Origin of the sequence: Thioalkalivibrio thiocyanodenitrificans ARhD 1 (genome assembly GCF_000378965.1) — a bacterium.
GTDB lineage: Bacteria > Pseudomonadota > Gammaproteobacteria > Ectothiorhodospirales > Ectothiorhodospiraceae > Thioalkalivibrio_A > Thioalkalivibrio_A thiocyanodenitrificans.
This window is the reverse complement of sequence record NZ_KB900536.1, coordinates 2,514,543-2,533,642: the sequence shown is the minus strand read 5'-3', so window position 1 is coordinate 2,533,642 and position 19,100 is coordinate 2,514,543. Positions and strand designations below refer to the sequence as shown.

The following is a 19,100-nucleotide window of genomic DNA, read 5'->3' as shown; positions in this document are numbered from 1 at the left end:
AGACGGGAACCCGTGCAGCCGGGTTTACGCCTGACTCCTGACTCCTGACCCCTCACCGGTTGTTGATGCTGATTCGCCCGGGGCCCATGAACGCCAGGGCCACCGCGCTGAACAGGAACATGCCCTGAAGCTCCAGCGCCCAACCCCCATGGCGGGTCAGGTCGAGGAGTTCGGCGGGATGGACCAGGGCGATGGCCACCACCATGTTGACGGCTACCAGCACCGCGCCGATACGCGCGTACCAGCCCATGATCAGCAGGATCGGGGCGACCACCTCCCCCACGTAGACCGCGTAGGCGAGAAACGCAGGGAGCCCCGCCCCCGCGAGCATCGCCTCGATCCCCGACACGCCATGGATCAGCTTGTGGATCCCGTGCATGAGGATCAGCACCCCCAGCGTGACGCGCAGAACCAGTTTTCCCAGGTCTTCACCCATGACGTCAGTCATCCCCGTGGCGCCGGTATCGGCGCACTGCCATCGATTGATTGAACCAATCCAGCAGAGTGTGGCCGAAGGTGGGTCCGGCGTCAAAATGGGGGCGGCCGAGTGCTCCGACCCACTATAATGTCCGCCTGATCCCACCCTTTGCGCCCACCGCGCAGCTTACGGATTCCTCACATTGAAGAGCGACATCGACTCCCCGGCCGGCTTCGACACCCTCGGCCTGACAGCGCCTGTTCTCAAGGCCATTGCCGACACCGGTTACGAGCAGGCGACCCCCATCCAGGCCCAGGGTATCCCGCCCTTGCTGGCGGGCCGCGACCTGCTGGGACAGGCCCAGACCGGTACCGGAAAGACGGCGGCCTTCGCCCTGCCGGCACTCTCGCGCCTGGACCCGTCCGACACCCGGACCCAGGTGCTGGTGCTCACGCCCACCCGCGAGTTGGCCATCCAGGTGGCGGAGGCCTTCCAGGTCTATGCCCGCCACCTGTCCGGATTCCACGTGCTGCCTGTCTACGGCGGCCAGCCTTACGGCGTGCAGCTCAAGCAGCTGGGCCGGGGCGCCCAGGTGGTCGTCGGCACGCCTGGGCGGGTGATGGATCACATGCGCCGCGGCACGCTGAAACTGGATGCGCTGCGTACGCTGGTGCTGGACGAGGCCGACGAGATGCTGCGCATGGGCTTCATCGACGACGTGGAGTGGATCCTGGAACAGACTCCGCCTGCACGGCAGGTGGCGCTGTTCTCGGCCACCATGCCCGAGGTGATCCGCCGGGTGGCGCACAAGCACCTCAAGGACCCCGAAGAGGTGCGCATCCGCTCGGCCACCACCACCGCCACCACCATCCGCCAGCGCTACTGGCGCGTGAGCGGGCTGCATAAGCTCGATGCGCTCACCAGGCTGCTGGAGACCGAGCCCTTCGACGCCATGCTCATCTTCGTGCGCACCCGGACGGAGACCATCGAGCTTTCGGAACGCCTCACCGCGCGCGGCCATGCCTGCGAGGCGCTGAACGGCGACATCCCCCAGAACCAGCGGGAACGCACCGTGGAGCGGCTGAGAAAGGGGCAACTGGACATCCTGGTGGCCACCGATGTGGCCGCCCGGGGGTTGGACGTGGAGCGCATCAGTCATGTGCTCAACTACGACATCCCCCATGACACCGAATCCTACGTGCACCGCATCGGCCGCACCGGCCGTGCCGGGCGCATGGGCGAGGCGATCCTGTTCGTGGCGCCCCGCGAGCAGCGCATGCTCAAGGCCATCGAACGGGCCACGCGCCAGCCCATCGAACCCATGCACATGCCCACCGCGGGTGACGTGAATACCCAGCGCGTCGCACGCTTCAAGGCGCGCATTGCCGACGCCCTGGAAGCCGATGATCTGGAGCCGTTCCTCGAACTGGTCACCGACTACCAGCAGGAGACCGGCGCGGACGCGCTGGAGATCGCCGCCGCCCTGGCAAGGCTGGCGCAGGGCAAGGAACCCCTGCTGCTGGATGAACGGGCCGCCCCTCCGCCGCCCGCCCCGCGCGAGGCAGCGGGCGCCAGGCGTGATGAACGGCCACGGACGCGCAGGGGCAGTGAACCCGGCGGCCTGTCGGAGGCGCCGTTGCCGCTCAAGGGGCATCCGGAGGTCGTGATGGAACGCTTCGTGGTGGACGTGGGCCATACCCACGGCCTCAAGCCCGGCAACCTGGTGGGCGCCATCGCCAACGAGGCGGGCCTCGACAGCCAGTACATCGGGCATATCGATATTGGCGACGAGATGTCCACCGTGGATCTGCCCTCGGAGATGCCGCGGCCGCTGCTCAGGCATTTGCAGGGGGTGTGGGTGTGTGGCCGCCGGTTGGGTCTGCGGCCGGCGGGCGAGCCGGCACCGAAGGCGCCCAGGGGCAGGCGCGACACGGGTAAACCCGCCCGCCGGCCGCCCGGCAAATCCCCGACCGGGCCGGGCGCCCGCCGCAAGACCCCGCGCAAGTCACGCTGAACGGGCTACAGGAGCCCCCGCTCCGCGAAGGACACCAGTTCATCGCCCACCACCACGTGGTCCAGCACCCGGATGTCCACCAGCGCCAGCGCCTCGCGCAGGCGCCGGGTGATGGCCTCATCGGAGCGCGAAGGCTCGGCCACCCCCGAGGGATGATTGTGCGCCAGGATCACGGCGGCGGCATTGTGGACCAGCGCACGGCGGACCACCTCGCGGGGATGCACGCTGGCGCCGTCGATGGTGCCCCTGAACAGTTCCTCGAAGGTGATCACCCGGTGCCGGTTGTCCAGGAACAGGCAGGCGAAGACCTCGAAGGGGTAATCCCGCAAACGCGCCGACAGATAGCGGCGCGTGTCATCCGGGTTGCCGAGTGCTTCACCGCGCGCCAGTGTCTCCGACAGATGCCGCCGGCCCATCTCCAGCACGGCCTGAAGCTGCGTGTACTTGGCCTGCCCGAGCCCGCGCGCCGCGCAGAACGAATCCAGATCCGCCTGCAGCAGTGGGCGCAGGCCACCGAATCGCGAGAGCAGATCCCGGGCGAGATCCACGGCCGTGCGGCCGGCCACGCCGGTGCGCAGGAAAATGGCCAGCAGTTCGGCATCGGAAAGCGCGGCCGCGCCGCGCTTGAGGAGTTTCTCCCGAGGACGTTCGTCTGCGGGCCAGTCGGTGATGGGCATGGGGTTGCACCTCCGTGTGCGTAAATACAGTTCAAAGTTCAAAGTTCAAAGTTCAAGGAGATGATGCCATGCACCCTTTGAACTTTGAACTTTGAACTTTGAACTTTGAACTTTGAACTCCAGTGTACCTGTCACGCGATATTCCGGCAGCGGGTCTCCGTGAAACCGAGGCTCGCAAACACCGCGAGCAGGGCGAAACCGAACAGGAGCAGCAATCCGTTGCGATAATCGGCGGCGCCGTAGACCGGCACGCCGGCCACCATGGTGCCGTCCCAGCCCAGGTCCAGCATCCACCCGAACAGGGGCTGAAAGAGTGCCGCGCCGAGAAACAGTCCCGTGTTGACCAGCGCAATGGCCATGCCCGAGAGCGCCGGGGCGGTGACCTCCTTGGCCTGCGCATAGGCCACCACGAAGCAGCCTGCCGACAACCCGAGCACCGTGAACAGCAGGTAAGCCACGGGGCCCGGGCCCCAAGGCAGGATCAGAAACGCGCCGCACGCGCCGGCATAGGCGACGGCCCCGCCGGTCAGCACCGGCCGGCGCCGTCTCAGGCGGTCGGAGAAACTCCCGGAGATGAGGCACCCCAGGGCGAAGGCCACCAGCGCGACCGTGGTGTAGCCGGAGGCGTCCCCGCGGTCCAGCCCGTGCACGTCACGGAGCAGCGGAATGGCCCACAGGCCCACGAACCCGAACAGGGAACCGGTGACGCCGAAATCGTAGACAAAACCCGGCCACAGGCGCCTGTGGGTGAGTACATGGCGCAGGTCCGAGATCCAGTGCTGATGGCGAAGCGGGTGGGCGGGCAATCCCTCCATCTCACGCACGGACGGGAAGCCCATGTCCTCGGGGCGGTCACGCACCTTCCACCAGGATGCGAACGCCAGGGCGAGTGCCAGCAACCCCAGCGCCACGAACACGTTGCGCCAGTCGGTGTACACCAGCAACAGGGCCAGCGGTCCCGTGGCGGCAATGGCCCCCACGTTGCCCAGCAGTATGGTGGCGCCGCTGATGGTGCCGTAGTGGCGTTCGCTGAACCACACGGTGTTGCTCTTCATCAGCCCCACGAACACCACCGAGACGCCCAGCCCCACCAGGAACCGGCCCGTGCTGGCCACGGCAAACGTGTCCGCGAGCCCGAACATGATGGAGCCGACACCCGCCACCAGGTTCCCCAGGAACACCGCGTACCGGGCGCCCAGCGTGTCTGCCAGCACACCGGCGGGGATCTGCATGGCCGTGTAGATGTAGTAGTACATGGCCGCCAGCGACCCCAGCGCGGCCGCACTGATGCCGAAGGCGGCGGACAGATCACTGGCCACCACCCCCGGGGCCATGCGGTGAAAGAACACCAGCATGTAGGCCAGGATGAGCAGGGTGAAGATGGTCCAGCGCACCTGCTGGAAACGGGGCGGGTAGGTGTTGGTCATTGGCATGGGCAGCCCGGGTGTCCGGGCAGGATACCCGTTGGGCGGCAGCAAATGAACGCAAACCCGGAGTCGCCGGCGGGAATTGCCAGGGACGCCCGGAGAATTCCTTCCCGACACAACCCCGGCACCCTGGCGGTTCGCGTCCGGTGCGTTCGCCCCGCCACTGCGGCATCTTGACGCCCTCGCCACGAACGGTGGCGAGATATGCGCGCCAGGGACGATGGTTCCAAATGCCGCGCCGGGGCCATACACTGAACGGATGTCCAGTCTCGCCCAAAAACGCATCCTGCTGGGAGTCACCGGCGGCATCGCGGCCTACAAGGCCTGCGAGCTGACGCGCCGCCTGCGCGATGCGGGGGCCGAGGTGCGCGTGGTGATGACCCGGGCCGCCACCGAGTTCGTCACCCCGCTCACCTTCCAGGCCCTGTCCGGCCAGCCGGTGCGCGGCACACTGTTCGACCCGGAGGCCGAAGCGGGCATGGACCACATCGCCCTGGCGCGCTGGGCCGACGCGATCCTGGTGGCGCCCGCCACCGCGGATTTTCTGGCGCGCCTGGCCCACGGCCGGGCCGACGACCTGCTCACCACCCTTTGCCTGGCCAGCGAGGCGCCCCTGTGCGTGGCGCCGGCCATGAACCGCGCCATGTGGGCGCACCCCGCCACCCGTGCCAATGCCGACACCCTGTGCGCACGCGGCGTGCACCTGCTGGGGCCGGGTGAAGGCAGTCAGGCCTGCGGCGAGACCGGCGAGGGCCGCATGCTCGAAACACCCGAATTGTTGGCTGGTCTCGAAGCGCTGTTCGCCGGCGGTTCGCTGGCGGGCCTGCACGTGCTCGTGACCGCCGGTCCCACCCGGGAACCCCTGGACCCGGTGCGTTACCTCAGCAACCGGAGCTCGGGAAAGATGGGCTACGCCGTGGCCCGGGCCGCCCGGGAGGCGGGGGCGCGGGTCACGCTCGTCACCGGGCCCACGGCACTGGCCCCGCCCGAGGGCATCGAGTGCATACCCGTGGAAACGGCTGCAGAGATGCACGAGGTCGTCTTGTCCCGGTCGGCCCAAGTCCAGGTCTTCATCGCCGCCGCCGCCGTGGCGGACTACCGGGCCGCCGCCGTATCCACCCACAAGATCAAGAAGAGCGCCGGGCACCTGCAACTGGGGCTCGAACGCAACCCCGACATCCTGGCCGCCGTGGCGGCGCTCGCGGATCGCCCGTTCACGGTGGGCTTCGCCGCCGAGACCCGGGACCTCGAGCGCAACGCCCGGACCAAGCTGATGAAAAAGGGCCTGGACCTGATCGCGGCCAACGACGTGTCCGGTGGCAGAGGCTTTGACGCGGACGACAACGCCCTGGCGCTCCTCTGGCCCGGGGGCGGCACCAAACTCCCCCGCCAGCCCAAGGAACAGCTGGCCCGGCAACTGGTGCGGGTGATTTCGGAACGCTTGAGGGCAGATCAAGGTTCAAAGTTCAAAGTTCAAAGGGGGTGTAATCCATGATTCCGGCAGGTAATTCCAGGGGGAGGAGATACCCATCCCTTTGAACCTTGAACCTTGAACTTTGAACTTTGAACTTTGAACTTTGAACTTTGAACCTTGAACTTTGAATCGCCTCTATGAAGATCGAACTGAAGATTCTCGACCCGCGCGTCGGCCGGGACATTCCCCTGCCCACCCACGCCACCTCCGGCTCGGCGGGCATGGACCTGCGTGCCTGTCTGGACGACCCGCTCACCCTGGCGCCCGGCGACACGCAACTCATCCCCACGGGCATCGCCATCCACATCGACGATCCGGGCCTGGCCGCCATGATCCTGCCCCGCTCGGGCCTGGGCCACAAGCACGGCATCGTGCTGGGCAACCTGGTCGGGCTGATCGACTCCGATTACCAGGGCCAACTGTTCGTTTCCTGCTGGAACCGGGGGCGTGAACCCTTCGTCGTGCAGCCCGGGGAACGGATCGCGCAACTGGTGATCGTGCCCGTGGTGCAGGCCGAGTTCCAGGTGGTGGAATCCTTCGAGGAAAGCCACCGGGGGGAAGGGGGATTCGGGTCGTCCGGGATCAAGTGAGGACCAAGTAGGAAGTGCGAATTGGGAAGTCGGACGGAACCCCTGTTTCGCACTTCCCAATTCACACTTCTCACTTCTGTAGAATGTGTAGACCAATCGAGCCGAGCCCAGAAAACCCGATGAACAAGGAATCCGCATCCCAGGTCGCACGCGTCCTCACCGAGGCGCTGCCGTACATCCAACGCTTCTCGGGCAAGACGGTGGTGATCAAGTACGGCGGCAATGCCATGGTGGACGACGCCCTCAAGAAGGGCTTTGCCCGGGACATCGTGCTGCTCAAGCAGGTGGGCCTCAACCCCGTGGTCGTGCATGGCGGCGGACCGCAGATCGGCAAGGTGCTGGCGCAGATCGGCAAGGAGTCACGCTTCGTGGACGGCCTGCGGGTCACCGACAGCGAGACCATGGACGTGGTGCAGATGGTGCTGGGCGGGCTGGTCAACAAGGACATCGTCAGCCTGATCAACAGTTTCGGCGGGCGCGCCGTGGGGCTCACGGGCAAGGACGGCGGCCTGATCCATGCGCGGCGCCTGGCGCACACGCGGCCCGGCGAGACTGCCGATGCGCCTGAAATCATCGATCTGGGTCACGTGGGCGAGGTGGATGGCATCGACCCGGCGGTGGTGCACATGCTGGATTCCGGGGACTTCATCCCGGTGATCGCCCCCATCGGCGTGGGCGACGACGGCACCGCATACAACATCAACGCCGACCTAGTGGCCGGCAAGATGGCGTCGGTGCTGCGCGCGGAAAAGCTCATCCTGCTCACCAATACCACCGGCGTCATGGACCCCCAGGGCAGGCTGCTCACCGGACTCACCGCGCGGCAGGTGGATGAACTCATTGCCGACGGCACCATCCACGGCGGCATGATCCCGAAGATCGGCTGCGCCCTGGACGCAGTGAAATCCGGCGTGAAGTCCGCCCACATCATCGACGGCCGGGTGGAGCATGCGGTGCTGCTGGAACTCTTTACGGACGAAGGCGTGGGGACGCTGATCCGGAGCTAAGAACGGCAATTCAAAATTCAATGTTCAATGTTCAATGTTCAAAGGGTCGAACGTGGCCGAGGTTGGGTGGGTCGTTGAACATTGAACTATTGAACGTTGAACGTCACCTCGCCGCCGCCTTCAGTTCACGCAGGCGTTCCAGGTCGGCATCGAACTGATCGATGATGCGCTGGCGTTCCTCCAGGCGTTCGTCGCGATAGCGGAGCTGCAGCCGCAGCTGGCGTTCCAGTCCGGCGATGTCCTCGTCCAGACCGGCCGGTGATCCGCTTCGCTCCCTTCGCTGTTGCAGGCGCGTGATCTGTTCCTCCAGTCTGCGAATCTTCTCTTCGGTGATGTCGAGACTGCCATCCACGATGGTGACCCGGTCATCCCGGGCAGCGATCAGCTCGCGCTCCGATCCGAAACTCTGGAGCAGGATGCGATCCCGGCGTTCCCGGGCCTCCTGTTCCTCCCGGCGCTGTGCCTCCAGCGCCTCCTCGCGGCGGGCCTCCTGGATCTCCTCGCGGGTCCTCGGCCGATCCAGTTCACGCACCGTCAGACCGCGTTCATCCAGAACGCGGAGCTCCCTGCGCTCGGCCTCCGGCGGCGGCGAATCACTGTAATGCACACGGCCGTCCGGGTCGGTCCAGCGGTACATCTGGGCCTGCAGCGTCACGGAAACAAGCAGCACCCCAAGGCCCGCAAAAAACACCAGTTTGCCTGCTACGCGCATCTCGCGGACCCTGTGTTACGATCGTCCGGCCCGGACCGCGGCCCCTCCGATGGCCAGTCCCGCCGATCACTCATGATAAATCCAATCGGGCCGTTATCCACCCGCCTTGTACATCCTGGACCAGATCCTGCTGTTCTTCATCGCCCTGGGCGCGAACCTGCTTTCGGCCGTGTCCGGAGGCGGCGCGGGTCTGGTGCAGCTGCCCGCGCTCATCTTCCTGGGCCTGCCCTTCGGCGTGGCGCTGGCCACCCACAAGGTGGCCAGCGTGGCCCTCGGTCTCGGCGCCACGCTGAGACACCTCAAGGAGAACACACTGGAACGCCGGTTCACAGGCTTTATCCTGATCACCGGCCTGCCAGGCGTAACGATCGGTGCCAGTTTCATCCTTCAGGTGCCCGAACGCGGCGCCGAAGTCGCCCTGGGTCTGCTCACCATGGGCCTCGGACTGTATTCCGTGCTCCGTCCCGGTCTGGGGCAGACCTACGCACCCAGCCACCGTACCCGCCACGGCTACCTGGTGGGCGGCGCGGGCCTGTTCCTTATCGGGATCCTGAACGGTTCGCTCACTTCCGGCACGGGTTTGTTCGCCACGTTCTGGCTGGTACGCTGGTTCGGCCTGGATTACAAGCGGGCGGTGGCCTATACGCTCGTGCTGGTGGGGGTCTTCTGGAACGGCACGGGCGCCCTGGTGCTGGGCGTGCTGGGCGAGATCCGCTGGAGCTGGCTGCCCGCCCTGCTGGCGGGCTCGCTGATCGGCGGGTATCTGGGCGCCGGTCTGGCCATCCGCCACGGCAACCGGTGGATCAAACGCATCTACGAGGCGGTCACGCTGCTGGTCGGGCTGAGCCTGATCCTGAGATGACGGTGCCCGGCCACATCGAGATACCCGCATGAACGACCCCGTCACCCGCAAGCGCTGGGCCCGGATACGGATCATCGCCTTCTGGTGGTTCGCGGCACTGATCATTGCCGGCAGTGTGATGCCTGCCGCCCAGGTCCCGGAGACCGGACTCCCGGACAAGCTGAGCCACGTGGCGGCCTACGGCATTCTCGCGCTGCTCGGCCTGTATGCATACCCGCGGCACGCACCGCTCGTGCTGGCGGGCGCATTCGGCCTGGGCGCGGCCCTGGAGGTGGTGCAGCATTTCATTCCCACGCGCACCTTCGAATGGCTGGACATCGCGGCCAATGGCGCAGGGGTACTGCTGGGCTTCCTGGTGGTGACTGTGGTGAACAGAAAGGTCGTCGGCTCGTAGCCGGCCCGATCCCCGGGGACACGGCCCCCTATATCCCGTACTGCGCCCGGTAGGCCTCCACCGCCTTGAGATGCGCATCGAGGCCGCCGCGTTCGCGCATGAACGCGATGAGGTCATCGAGGGTGGCGATACTGACCACGCTCAGGCCGAACTCGGCCTCCACTTCCTGAATGGCCGAGCGTTCGCCCCGGCCACGCTCCTGGCGATTGAGCGCAATGGCCACGCCCACGGGCTGCGCGCCGGCGGCACGGATGATGTCCACCGACTCGCGGATGGCGGTCCCGGCAGTGATCACGTCGTCCACGATGAGCACACGACCCGCCAGCGGCGCGCCCACCAGGTTGCCGCCTTCGCCGTGATCCTTGGCTTCCTTGCGGTTGAAGCACCAGGGCAGATCCCGGTCATGATGCCTGGCCAGGGCGATGGCGGTGGCCGCCGCCAGCGGGATCCCCTTGTAGGCCGGGCCGAAGAGCATGTCGAATGCCAGCCCCGAGTCGCTGATGGCCCGGGCGTAGAAGCTGCCCAGGCGGGCCAGGTCGGAGCCCGTGCTGAACAGGCCCGCATTGAAGAAGTACGGACTGACACGGCCGGACTTCAGGGTGAATTCCCCGAAGCGCAGCACGCCGCGCTCCAGGCAGAAGGCAAGAAACTCGGACCGGTAGGTTTTCATGGGGGGCAAAGATACAAGATCCTTGATGTCAGGGGAACGGGACGACAGCGGCCATCGTCCCGGGTGATCTCAACGGCGAACCACGAAGTCTGTTGAGATACACACCCGGGCACCCTTCGCGGTTCGCCTTTCCGCCCGGACGCCGGGATGCCGGATCCGTCCCGGCCTTCCCTGCCCGCATCCATATGCCGCCCTTTCCACTTCCGGGCCATGCCGGTAACCTTCGCACCCATGCGCATCATCACCCTCAACGCCAACGGCATCCGTTCCGCCGCCCGCAAGGGCTTCTTCGACTGGCTCAAGCAACAGCAGGCCGACGTGGTCTGCCTCCAGGAGACCAAGGCCCAGGAGCACCAGCTCGGCGACGAGACCTTCTGGCCCCAAGGCCATTTCACCTACTACTACGATGCCGCAAAAAAGGGTTACAGCGGGGTGGCCCTGTTCAGCCGCGTGGAACCCGACCGGATCATCACCGGACTCGGCTCCGAGGAGTTCGACCAGGAGGCGCGTTACATCGAGGCACAGTTCGGGAAACTTTCGGTGATCTCCCTGTACCTGCCCTCCGGTTCCTCCGGCGAGGAACGCCAGGCCGCCAAGTACCGCTTCATGGACCTGTTCATGAATCACCTCAGGGCGCTGCGGCGCAAGCGCCGCCAGTTCGTCATCTGCGGAGACTGGAACATCGCCCACAAGCCCATCGACCTGAAGAACTGGAAAAGCAACCAGAAGAACTCCGGATTCCTGCCCGAGGAACGGGCCTGGCTGGACGCGCTGTTCGATCAGGTGGGCTGGGTGGACGCGTTTCGCGTGGTCGATACCCGGCCGGAACAGTACACCTGGTGGTCCAACCGGGGACAGGCCCGGGCGAAGAACGTGGGATGGCGTCTGGATTACCAGATCGTCTCGCCGGGCCTGCGCGACAGGATCCGCTCGGCGAGTATCTATACCGGGGAGCGATTCTCCGATCACGCACCCCTGATCATGGACTACGATGTGCCCTTCCCGCCGGAGCTCTGAACGGATTCGCCGCCGCGACACGGATGCAAATCCTTTCAAGGATCACGACACCCATCCATGAACGCCTGGATCGAGAGCCTGAAGGTCTACTACGACCGGCGCATGCTGACGCTGCTGGCTCTGGGGTTCTCCTCCGGGCTGCCGGCGCCGCTGGTGTTCAGCAATCTCTCCATCTGGCTGCGCGACGAGGGGGTGAGCCGCACCGACATAGGTCTGTTCGCGCTGGCCACCACCCCCTATGCCATCAACTTCCTGTGGGCGCCGCTGGTGGACCGCATGCCGCTGCCGTGGCTCACGGCCCGCTTCGGACGGCGGCGGGGCTGGACGCTGTTCGCCCAGGGATGGCTGATCCTCGCCATCGGGTTCATGGCCCTGACCGATCCCTCCGGCAACCTGATGGCCGTGGCCGTGGCCGCCCTGTTCGTGGCCTTCGTCTCCGCCACCCAGGACATCGTCATCGACGCCTACCGCATCGACGTGCTCGAACCCCACCAATACGGCGCCGGCTCGGCGGCCGCCATCTGGGGCTGGCATCTGGGCGGCACCCTCGTGGGCGGCGCCGGGGGGCTCTACCTGGCGTCCGCCTTCGGCTGGAACGTGGCCTACGGCGTACTGGCATTCGCCATCGGCATCGGCGTGCTGGCCATCCTGCTGTCTCCCGAACCCACGGCCAGACCCACGGCCGAGACCGTGGCGCGCGAGCGGCGCGTCGCCGACCGCCTGCACCACATGAGCTGGCTGCGCGGTCGCATGGCCGACCTGACCGCCTGGTTCTACGGCGCCGTGGTGGCCCCCTTCGCCGATTTCATGCGCCGCGACGGCTGGGTGCTGATCCTGGTATTCATCTTCGTGTTCAAGTTCGGCGACGCGCTGCTGGGGCGCATGTCGGGCGTGTTCTACCGCGAGATGGGATTTGCCCTGGTCGACATCGCCAACGTCTCCAAGGTATACGGGCTCGCCGCAAACGGGGTCGGTATCGTGGTGGGCGGATACCTGGTGTTCCGCCTGGGCGTGATGAAATCCCTGTTCTTCGCCGGCTTCGCCGCCGCCAGCACGAATCTCACCTACTCCTGGCTCGCCATGTCCGGCCACGACATGACCGTGTTCAAGATCGCCGTGATGAGCGACAACTTCACCGGCGGGCTCGCCACCGTCGCCTTCGTGGCCTATCTCTCGAGCCTCACCAACGTGGCCTACACCGCCACGCAGTACGCCCTGCTCGCCTCGCTCGGCAACCTGGCGCGCATCTGGCTTTCCGCCTCCAGCGGCTGGATGGTGGACCAGCTGGACGGGGACTGGGCGATCTTCTTCGCCATGACCGCCGGTCTCGCCCTGGCGGGCCTGCCGCTGCTGCTGATTCTCATGTGGCGTTTCCCGACGCCCGCGCCCAAACGGGTGGAACCGCCCGATTGACCCGTGGGCGACAAGGGCGCGGAACCTCGATCGTCGAGGCCGGCGGCGCGCAGACTTTCTTCGCAGACGTGCGCTTCGGCGCCTGAGCGATACGCCCCTCACGCCTCACGCCTTACGCCTCACCCCTTGCCACCTAACGCGCCTTCAGTGAACGCCCCCCGGTGCGGGCGGTTCGATGCCGGGCGGGTTGGGATCCGGCGCGGCGTGATGCAGGATCATGCGCCAGCCGGACTCGCCACGGCGATAGGCGTTGGTGGCCAGCGCGACGCCGCGCAGGGCGCCGTCCACGTAGAGGTTCTCCCGCAGCACATGCACGGCCAGATCGCCGCTGACCCGCACCTGCCGGTGGGTGATGCGAAAACGCAGCATGGGCCCGTCGGCGAGGATGGACGCCCAGCTGTCCATCACGGCGGCCACGCCATCCAGGCGCTCACCGCCCGGATGGACGCAGCACACGCCCCGTTCATCGGCCCACACTTCGCGCATGGCGTCCATGTCCGCCCGCTCGAAGGCATCGTAGAAGGCGGCTTCCGCCTGCTCGGAGGATTCGAAAAGTCGCATGCCCGGGACCTGAAGTATCCAGTGGATCGTGATAGGTTAGGCGCGCACTCCCGTGGCCACAAGCGCACTCCCCCATGTCCCATATCCTCGTCATCGGCAACGCCACCATGGACATCGTCAACACCGTGGACCACTACCCGGTGGAGGACGAGGAACTGCGGGCCACAGGGCAGCAGGTGACGCCGGGCGGCAACGCCGCCAACAGCGCGCGCGTGCTGGTGCAGCTCGGGCACCGGGTCGACCTCGCCGCCGTGCTGGCCCTGGAGCCGGACGGGGAACGCCTGTCGGGCATGCTCAGGGAAAGGGGCGTGGGCGTGGACTGCTGCGCCCGGCACGAGGGCCGCACTCCCTGCTCCTATGTCACCCTCAGCGCGCGGACCGGCTCGCGCACCATCGTGCATTTTCGGGACCTGCCGGAGATGGATGCGGCGCACCTGCGCACGGTGCCCGTGGAACACATGGACTGGGTGCACCTGGAGGCACGGGACGCACGGACCACCGCTGCGTTGCTGCACGCGCTGCGCCCCAGGCTGGTGGACCAGCCGGTGTCCCTGGAAGTGGAGAAGGAGCGTCCCGACGTGGACACGCTGTTCTCCCTGCCCGATGTGGTGCTCTTCTCCAGGCCGTTTGCCCGGGGGCGGGGCTTCGACAGCGCCAGGGACTTTCTGGAACACACCGGCGCGAACTGTCCGGGGCGGATCCTGGTCTGTACCTGGGGAGAGGCGGGCGCCTGGGCACTGGATCACGACGGCGGGATGCATCATGCGCCTGCCGCGGCACCGCCCCGGGTGGTCGACACACTGGGGGCGGGGGACACCTTCAATGCCGGGCTCATTCACGGCCTCGCCGGAGGCCGCAACGTACCGGAGGCCCTGGACCTGGCCGTTCGCCTCGCCGGGCGAAAGGTGGGTCAACGGGGGCTGGACGGACTGAAGGATGTGATATGACCGAACTCTGTCGACTCGAACAACTGGATGCCACGGGTTCCCTGGGTCTGACCGTGGACCTGGGCCGGGGCCCGGAGGAGATCTTCGTGGTGCGCCGCCAGGACATCGTGCGGGCCTATCGCAACAGCTGCCCGCACACCGGCGGTCCGCTGGAATGGCAGGATGACGCGTTCCTGGACGAGGAAGGCGAGCACATCGTCTGCGCCACCCACGGGGCCCTGTTTCGCATCGACGACGGCTACTGCCTCGCCGGACCGTGCCGGCGCCAGTCCCTGAGCGCCGTGCCCGTCCGACTCGAAGGCGAAAAGGTGGTGCTGGCATGAACCGGCTCCGGTACCTGGCCTATGGCTCCAACCTGCATCCCGAACGCCTGCGCAAGCGTGTGCCCACGGCCGAACTGGAAGGACGGGTGTGTCTCACCGGCTGGCGTCTCACCTTCCACAAACGCGGTTATGACGGTTCCGGCAAGGGCCACCTGGTGGCCACTGAGCGGGCCGCGGATCGTGTGTGGTGTGCCATCTTCACCTTTCCCGCCCGGGATCGCGGGCCCCTGGACGAGGCCGAACGCGGCTACGGCATTACCGCACTGACGCTGCCGGACGGCAGCCGTGCCTTCACCTACCTGGCCCTGCCGGAACGGCTGGACACCCGGGCCGTTCCCTATGACTGGTACCGCGATCTCATCGCCACCGGCGCCCGGTACCTGGGCGCCCCCGGGGATTACGTCGCAGCCATCGCGGGCCACCCGGCCATCGCGGACCCGGATTCGGCACGGGTGGCACACCACCGCCGCATGCTCGCGGACCTGGCGGATCTGCCTGGCTGGAAGCCCGGCCCGTGACCTCCGTCGAACCGGCCATCCGGGTCACGGGACTCGCCAAGATCTTCGGCACGGTGCGCGCCGTGGAGGAGGTCAGCTTCCGCGTGCCCCGCGGCAGCACCACCGCCCTGCTCGGCCCCAATGGCGCAGGCAAGACCACCACCCTCGCCATGCTGCTGGGCCTGATGACGCCCAGCGCCGGCGAGATCCGCGTGCTGGGCGAGGACATGGGCCGCCACCGCTACCGGGTGCTGGGCCGCATGAACTACGCCTCCCCTTATACCGACCTGCCCCAGCGACTCACGGTGCGGGAAAATCTCATGGTCTACGGGCGGCTCTACGGGGTGCGCAACCTGCCCGCGCGCATCCGCGCGCTGGCGGCCGAACTGGACCTGGAGGCACATCTGCAACGCCCGTACCGCAACATGTCGGCCGGCCAGCGCACCCGCGTGGCGCTGGCCAAGGGGCTGCTCAACGAACCGGAGTTGCTGCTGCTGGACGAACCCACGGCGTCGCTGGATCCGGACACGGCCGACCGGGTGCGCGGTTGGCTGGAGGCCTACCGGGTACGCTCCGGCGCCACCATCGTGCTTGCCTCCCACAACATGCCGGAGGTGACGCGCCTGTGCGACCAGGTGGTCATGATGCGCGCGGGCCGGATCGTGGACACCGGCACCCCGGCGGCCCTGATCCGGCGTTACGGCCGGCAGAATCTGGAGGAGGTCTTCCTGGATGTGGCGCGGCAGGTCACCACAGGAGCGCCACCGCACGACGTCCCATGACCGGTCCGTCGAACACCGCCTGCGCCGCCGGCGTGCGGCCTGACGCCAGCCCATAGCACACGTGCAGGGGCAGCAGGTGCTCCTCCCGGGGATGACAGAAGCGCGCCGCGGGCGCGTCCCGCCAGCCGATCAGCCGGCGCTCGCGTTCCGCCGGTGCCAGTTCGAGCGACGTGCAGGTCTCGATCAGCCAGTCGTGAAAGGCGTCGACCTCCCGGGGATCACCTACGCGGGGGTCCAGCAGCGCCTGCATGTTGTGAAAGGAGAACCCCGACCCCAGCACCAGTACGTTGTCCTCGCGAACGGCCGCCAGCGCCCTGCCCAGGGCAATGTGCGCGCCCGGCTCCAGGTGTCCGAGCAATGACAGCTCGATGCAGGGGATGCGGGCATCCGGGTACATCAGCCCGAGGGGGACGAACAGGCCGTGATCGAACCCCCGCTGCGCATCCACACGCCCTTCGAGGCCCGCCGACCGCAGCATGCCATGCAGCCGATTCGCCAGTTGCGGATCGCCCGGCGCCGGATAGCGAATGCGGTAGGTCTCGTCGGGAAAGCCGTAGTAGTCGTAGATCAGCTTCGGCCGGGGCGCACCGGTCAGCGTGGGAATCTCCGCCTCCCAGTGCGCGCTGACCACCAGGATCGCCGCGGGTGTCCCCAGCCGGGCAGGAACGGCCTTGAGGAAGGCCACCAGATCACGGTGGGAGGGGTCATCCATCAGGGGCATGGGGCCGCCACCGTGGGGGATATAGAGGACGGGGGATGCCATGGGGGTGAGCCTTCTCAGGTGCGGGACAGGTCCGAAACCAGGCTCTCCGGACCTGGTTTCCGCTCCCTGGCCGGGTCCTCCCAGAGCGACTCGATGGCGGGCACCCGGCCCTCCTCCACCCAGCCCACCAGGCTGGTCCACTGGGCCACATCCCGGGCCTGGGTGCCGCCGCGCAGCTCATGAATCCCCCGGCCCGCCTCGAAGGCGCGCACATAATTCTGGGAGTCGCGCAGCACGCCCGCCACCGGGATCTCCAGGCTGGTAAGAAAGCGCATCAGGGCACGGAACACCAGGGTATTGCGCTTGACGCGGTTGGCGACCACGGCGATGCGATTGTCCGAGCGGGGGATCTTCGCCGCCAGCAACAGGTCCCCGACGCACCGGGTGGCCGCATGGATGTCGATATCCGAGGGCAACACGGGGATCAGGATACGGTCGGCATCGCGCGTCAGCTCACGCAACTCATCCCGGGAGACACCGGCGGGCGTGTCCACCACCAGACGCTGCGTGTCCGCGGGCGGTTGCATGGCAAAGCTGCGGGTCACGTTGGCGGGCAGGTCGAATGCCTTCAGGGGATGGACACCGGGGCGGTCCTCGCCGCGCTTTCCGAGCCAGCGCATACTCGTGCCCTGGGCATCCATGTCCATGAGGGTGGCGCGCAATCCCCGAACGGCGTAATAGGCCGCCAGGTTGGTGGCCAGCGTCGACTTGCCGGCCCCGCCCTTCGGATTCAGGACCAGCACCTTGCGAAATGCCGCATCTTCCGGATACATACATCCAGCATACCGAAAACCCGCCATGCATGCCCCTCGGCAGGCGGCGAAGCGGCCGCGCATCCGCTACTCTCAGGGATGTCGGACCTTTGCACGGGTACTGTCCCGACATCCACCAGCAGCCTCAAGGAGAACCACCATGTCGCACGTCTACAAGACCCTGGAACTCACCGGATCGTCCACCTCGGGCTCGGATGACGCCATCCGCACGGCCATCGAACGCGCCTCCAAGACCGTCCGGAACATGGACTGGTTCGAGGTGGTGGAGACCCGCGGCCATATCGAGGACGGCAAGATCGCCCACTGGCAGGTGACACTCAAGATCGGATTCCGGCTGGAGGGCTGAGCACGGCATGACGGGCAGCCCGGCAGTGCAACACTGCCGGGCTGCCCGATGCGGATGGGGCGCAATGTCCCGGGGGGGCCGCCTGAATGAATCATGACGCCGAAGCGACCCTCGTGGCCTTGGTTCATCGCCTTCGCGGCGCGAACAGTGTGGGACCGGCACCCTAACACCTGAGATCAGGCCGCCCGGCGGCGCAGGCTCGAAGGAATGGCCAGGCATCACTCCCAGGTGCTGGCCCCCTGATCGAAGCCGCCACGATAGGGACTGCCCACGCAGAACCGATGCCCGCTCGGCGCTTGCATGACCACCCATCCGTCGTTGCGGGATACGACTGTTGCGCCCAACTGTCCCAATCGCGCCGCCTCTGATTCTATCGAGTCTGTCTCGATGTCCAGGTGAGCGCGTGCCTCATGATGAACGCGCTGAACGATGACCTGTACATCGCCGGGAGGCGTTTCGAGCTGGATAAAGTTGCTGGTTTCATCCGGATCACGGGGCAACGGGTAACCCAGTGCGGCACTCCAGAATCGCGCTTCTGACAGCAAGTCGTCAGTCTGGCAGTCGATGACGATGTTTCCGAGTCTGCTTTTGTGCATTCGCACCTCTTCCTGAAGACTAACGCCGGTTCAAGCCATCTGCAGCACAACCCCTTACGTTTACGACCGGGTACCGGGACAACCCGAGGGCCCCTACCGCTGCTTGAGGGCTGCGATGGACAGCCCCGTACCCACGAATGCCAGACCTGCGCCGACGTTCAGGCCCGCCACAATACGCGGACGCGCGCGAAGCCACGCGCTCAGGCCAGAGGCGAATACGCCCATCAGGGCAAACCCAACGGCCGTCAGGAGCGCGAACCAGATTCCGTAAACGAGCATCTGCACTGTGACGGAGCCTCGCTCCGGGCTGACGAACTGCGGAATGAACGCCAACACAAACAAACCGGGCTTTGGGTTAAGAGCCGCAGAGAGGAACGCCGTTGAGGCGACCGAACGCAGCGGGGCTTTTTCCGCCGGCTCACAGCTAAAGAGTTGGCGCGAGCGCAACACCTTGATACCGAGCCAAAGCAGGTAGGCAGCGCCAAGGATCTTGACCACCCAAAAAGCCACCACCGAGGTCTGTAGCAGCACCGTAAGACCAAAGGTGGCAGCGCCAACATGGAAGAGAATGCCGGAACCCGACGACATACCCGACACGCAGGCGGCCAACCGGCCCTGACTGAGTCCCCGGCCGATGGCCAGAAGGTTATCCGGACCGGGCGAGAGCACGAGAAGAACGCATGCTACGGAGTATGCAATCCAGATCTCTATGGGAAACATTTTTCGAATGTCGCTTGAATCAGGATACTGGTCTGTTCGGCATATCGATATGACAGGTACGCCGCCATGAGCATGTAAGAAAGTGCGAGGAAACCGACAAAGAACAAGCTCCATTCA

At 66.6% G+C, this 19,100-nt stretch carries 23 protein-coding genes; 13 read left to right on the top strand and 10 right to left on the bottom strand.

Going from position 1 to position 19,100, the window contains the following annotated elements:
* Positions 1–52 precede the first annotated feature (52 nt).
* Positions 53–448 (bottom strand): DoxX family protein, encoded by a 396-nt coding sequence (locus THITHI_RS0112055; RefSeq protein ID WP_026186305.1) that lies wholly within the window; start codon positions 446–448, stop codon positions 53–55.
* Between the two features lie 172 nt (positions 449–620).
* Between THITHI_RS0112055 and THITHI_RS0112050 the strand changes: the two genes are divergently transcribed.
* Positions 621–2,432, top strand: a complete 1,812-nt coding sequence (locus THITHI_RS0112050; RefSeq protein ID WP_018233354.1) for a DEAD/DEAH box helicase — start codon at positions 621–623, stop codon at positions 2,430–2,432.
* A 5-nt stretch (positions 2,433–2,437) separates the two neighbouring features.
* Here the strand turns inward: THITHI_RS0112050 and radC are convergent, their stop codons facing one another.
* Both radC and THITHI_RS0112040 read right to left on the bottom strand, forming a co-directional pair.
* Positions 2,438–3,109 (bottom strand): RadC family protein, encoded by a 672-nt coding sequence (gene radC / locus THITHI_RS0112045; RefSeq protein WP_018233353.1) that lies wholly within the window; start codon positions 3,107–3,109, stop codon positions 2,438–2,440.
* A gap of 131 nt (positions 3,110–3,240) precedes the next feature.
* Positions 3,241–4,536, bottom strand: a complete 1,296-nt coding sequence (locus THITHI_RS0112040) for an MFS transporter (protein ID WP_018233352.1) — start codon at positions 4,534–4,536, stop codon at positions 3,241–3,243.
* Positions 4,537–4,795: 259 nt separating this feature from the next.
* Between THITHI_RS0112040 and coaBC the strand changes: the two genes are divergently transcribed.
* From coaBC to argB, 3 genes are all read left to right on the top strand, one after another.
* Positions 4,796–6,031: a bifunctional phosphopantothenoylcysteine decarboxylase/phosphopantothenate--cysteine ligase CoaBC gene (gene coaBC / locus THITHI_RS0112035; protein ID WP_018233351.1), complete on the top strand. Its 1,236-nt coding sequence runs from the start codon at positions 4,796–4,798 to the stop codon at positions 6,029–6,031.
* Between the two features lie 116 nt (positions 6,032–6,147).
* Positions 6,148–6,600, top strand: a complete 453-nt coding sequence (gene dut, locus THITHI_RS0112030; protein ID WP_018233350.1) for a dUTP diphosphatase — start codon at positions 6,148–6,150, stop codon at positions 6,598–6,600.
* Between the two features lie 119 nt (positions 6,601–6,719).
* Entirely contained in the window at positions 6,720–7,607 is an 888-nt protein-coding gene (gene argB / locus THITHI_RS0112025) for an acetylglutamate kinase (RefSeq protein ID WP_018233349.1), read from the top strand.
* A 103-nt stretch (positions 7,608–7,710) separates the two neighbouring features.
* Here the strand turns inward: argB and THITHI_RS0112020 are convergent, their stop codons facing one another.
* A complete protein-coding gene (locus THITHI_RS0112020) occupies positions 7,711–8,319 on the bottom strand; it encodes a DUF4124 domain-containing protein (protein WP_018233348.1) in 609 nt (202 codons plus the stop codon).
* A 106-nt stretch (positions 8,320–8,425) separates the two neighbouring features.
* Here THITHI_RS0112020 and THITHI_RS0112015 point away from each other — a divergent pair, with 106 nt between their 5' ends.
* Positions 8,426–9,181 carry a sulfite exporter TauE/SafE family protein gene (locus THITHI_RS0112015; RefSeq protein WP_018233347.1) on the top strand — a complete coding sequence of 252 codons (756 nt, stop codon included), beginning with the start codon at positions 8,426–8,428 and terminating at the stop codon, positions 9,179–9,181.
* A gap of 28 nt (positions 9,182–9,209) precedes the next feature.
* On the top strand, positions 9,210–9,575 hold the full coding sequence (locus tag THITHI_RS0112010; RefSeq protein WP_018233346.1) for a VanZ family protein: 366 nt from the start codon (positions 9,210–9,212) through the stop codon (positions 9,573–9,575).
* 28 nt (positions 9,576–9,603) lie between these two features.
* On the opposite strand, the gene pyrE is transcribed toward THITHI_RS0112010, so the two are convergent.
* Positions 9,604–10,245: an orotate phosphoribosyltransferase gene (gene pyrE / locus THITHI_RS0112005; RefSeq protein WP_018233345.1), complete on the bottom strand. Its 642-nt coding sequence runs from the start codon at positions 10,243–10,245 to the stop codon at positions 9,604–9,606.
* 231 nt (positions 10,246–10,476) lie between these two features.
* On the opposite strand from pyrE, the gene THITHI_RS0112000 reads away from it, so the two are divergent.
* Both THITHI_RS0112000 and THITHI_RS0111995 read left to right on the top strand, forming a co-directional pair.
* On the top strand, positions 10,477–11,262 hold the full coding sequence (locus THITHI_RS0112000; protein WP_026186304.1) for an exodeoxyribonuclease III: 786 nt from the start codon (positions 10,477–10,479) through the stop codon (positions 11,260–11,262).
* A gap of 57 nt (positions 11,263–11,319) precedes the next feature.
* Positions 11,320–12,675 carry an AmpG family muropeptide MFS transporter gene (locus tag THITHI_RS0111995; RefSeq protein ID WP_018233343.1) on the top strand — a complete coding sequence of 452 codons (1,356 nt, stop codon included), beginning with the start codon at positions 11,320–11,322 and terminating at the stop codon, positions 12,673–12,675.
* A gap of 144 nt (positions 12,676–12,819) precedes the next feature.
* Here the strand turns inward: THITHI_RS0111995 and THITHI_RS0111990 are convergent, their stop codons facing one another.
* Entirely contained in the window at positions 12,820–13,236 is a 417-nt protein-coding gene (locus THITHI_RS0111990; RefSeq protein WP_018233342.1) for a YybH family protein, read from the bottom strand.
* A gap of 74 nt (positions 13,237–13,310) precedes the next feature.
* Between THITHI_RS0111990 and THITHI_RS0111985 the strand changes: the two genes are divergently transcribed.
* The 4 genes from THITHI_RS0111985 to THITHI_RS0111970 are packed head-to-tail and all read left to right on the top strand — an operon-like array spanning position 13,311 to position 15,785.
* Positions 13,311–14,183 (top strand): PfkB family carbohydrate kinase, encoded by an 873-nt coding sequence (locus tag THITHI_RS0111985; protein ID WP_018233341.1) that lies wholly within the window; start codon positions 13,311–13,313, stop codon positions 14,181–14,183.
* Positions 14,180–14,506, top strand: a complete 327-nt coding sequence (locus THITHI_RS0111980) for a Rieske (2Fe-2S) protein (protein ID WP_018233340.1) — start codon at positions 14,180–14,182, stop codon at positions 14,504–14,506. The genes THITHI_RS0111985 and THITHI_RS0111980 overlap by 4 nt, the downstream gene beginning before the upstream one ends.
* On the top strand, positions 14,503–15,024 hold the full coding sequence (locus tag THITHI_RS0111975; protein WP_018233339.1) for a gamma-glutamylcyclotransferase family protein: 522 nt from the start codon (positions 14,503–14,505) through the stop codon (positions 15,022–15,024). The genes THITHI_RS0111980 and THITHI_RS0111975 overlap by 4 nt, the downstream gene beginning before the upstream one ends.
* On the top strand, positions 15,021–15,785 hold the full coding sequence (locus THITHI_RS0111970; protein WP_018233338.1) for an ABC transporter ATP-binding protein: 765 nt from the start codon (positions 15,021–15,023) through the stop codon (positions 15,783–15,785). The genes THITHI_RS0111975 and THITHI_RS0111970 overlap by 4 nt, the downstream gene beginning before the upstream one ends.
* Here THITHI_RS0111970 and THITHI_RS0111965 read toward each other — a convergent pair.
* Both THITHI_RS0111965 and THITHI_RS0111960 read right to left on the bottom strand, forming a co-directional pair.
* Positions 15,751–16,548, bottom strand: a complete 798-nt coding sequence (locus tag THITHI_RS0111965; protein ID WP_018233337.1) for a DODA-type extradiol aromatic ring-opening family dioxygenase — start codon at positions 16,546–16,548, stop codon at positions 15,751–15,753. The two genes, THITHI_RS0111970 and THITHI_RS0111965, sit on opposite strands and share 35 nt — an antisense overlap.
* A 14-nt stretch (positions 16,549–16,562) precedes the next feature.
* A complete protein-coding gene (locus tag THITHI_RS0111960; protein ID WP_018233336.1) occupies positions 16,563–17,321 on the bottom strand; it encodes a ParA family protein in 759 nt (252 codons plus the stop codon).
* Between the two features lie 139 nt (positions 17,322–17,460).
* Here THITHI_RS0111960 and THITHI_RS0111955 point away from each other — a divergent pair, with 139 nt between their 5' ends.
* A complete protein-coding gene (locus THITHI_RS0111955; protein ID WP_018233335.1) occupies positions 17,461–17,667 on the top strand; it encodes a dodecin in 207 nt (68 codons plus the stop codon).
* A 218-nt stretch (positions 17,668–17,885) separates the two neighbouring features.
* On the opposite strand, the gene THITHI_RS0111950 is transcribed toward THITHI_RS0111955, so the two are convergent.
* The gene (locus tag THITHI_RS0111950) at positions 17,886–18,263 is read right to left on the bottom strand and encodes a VOC family protein (RefSeq protein WP_018233334.1); all 378 of its coding nucleotides are present in this window, start codon (positions 18,261–18,263) and stop codon (positions 17,886–17,888) included.
* Positions 18,264–18,356: 93 nt separating this feature from the next.
* Complete coding sequence (locus tag THITHI_RS0111945) at positions 18,357–18,983, bottom strand: LysE family translocator (protein ID WP_018233333.1); 627 nt, start codon at positions 18,981–18,983, stop codon at positions 18,357–18,359.
* Positions 18,984–19,100: the final 117 nt, after the last annotated feature.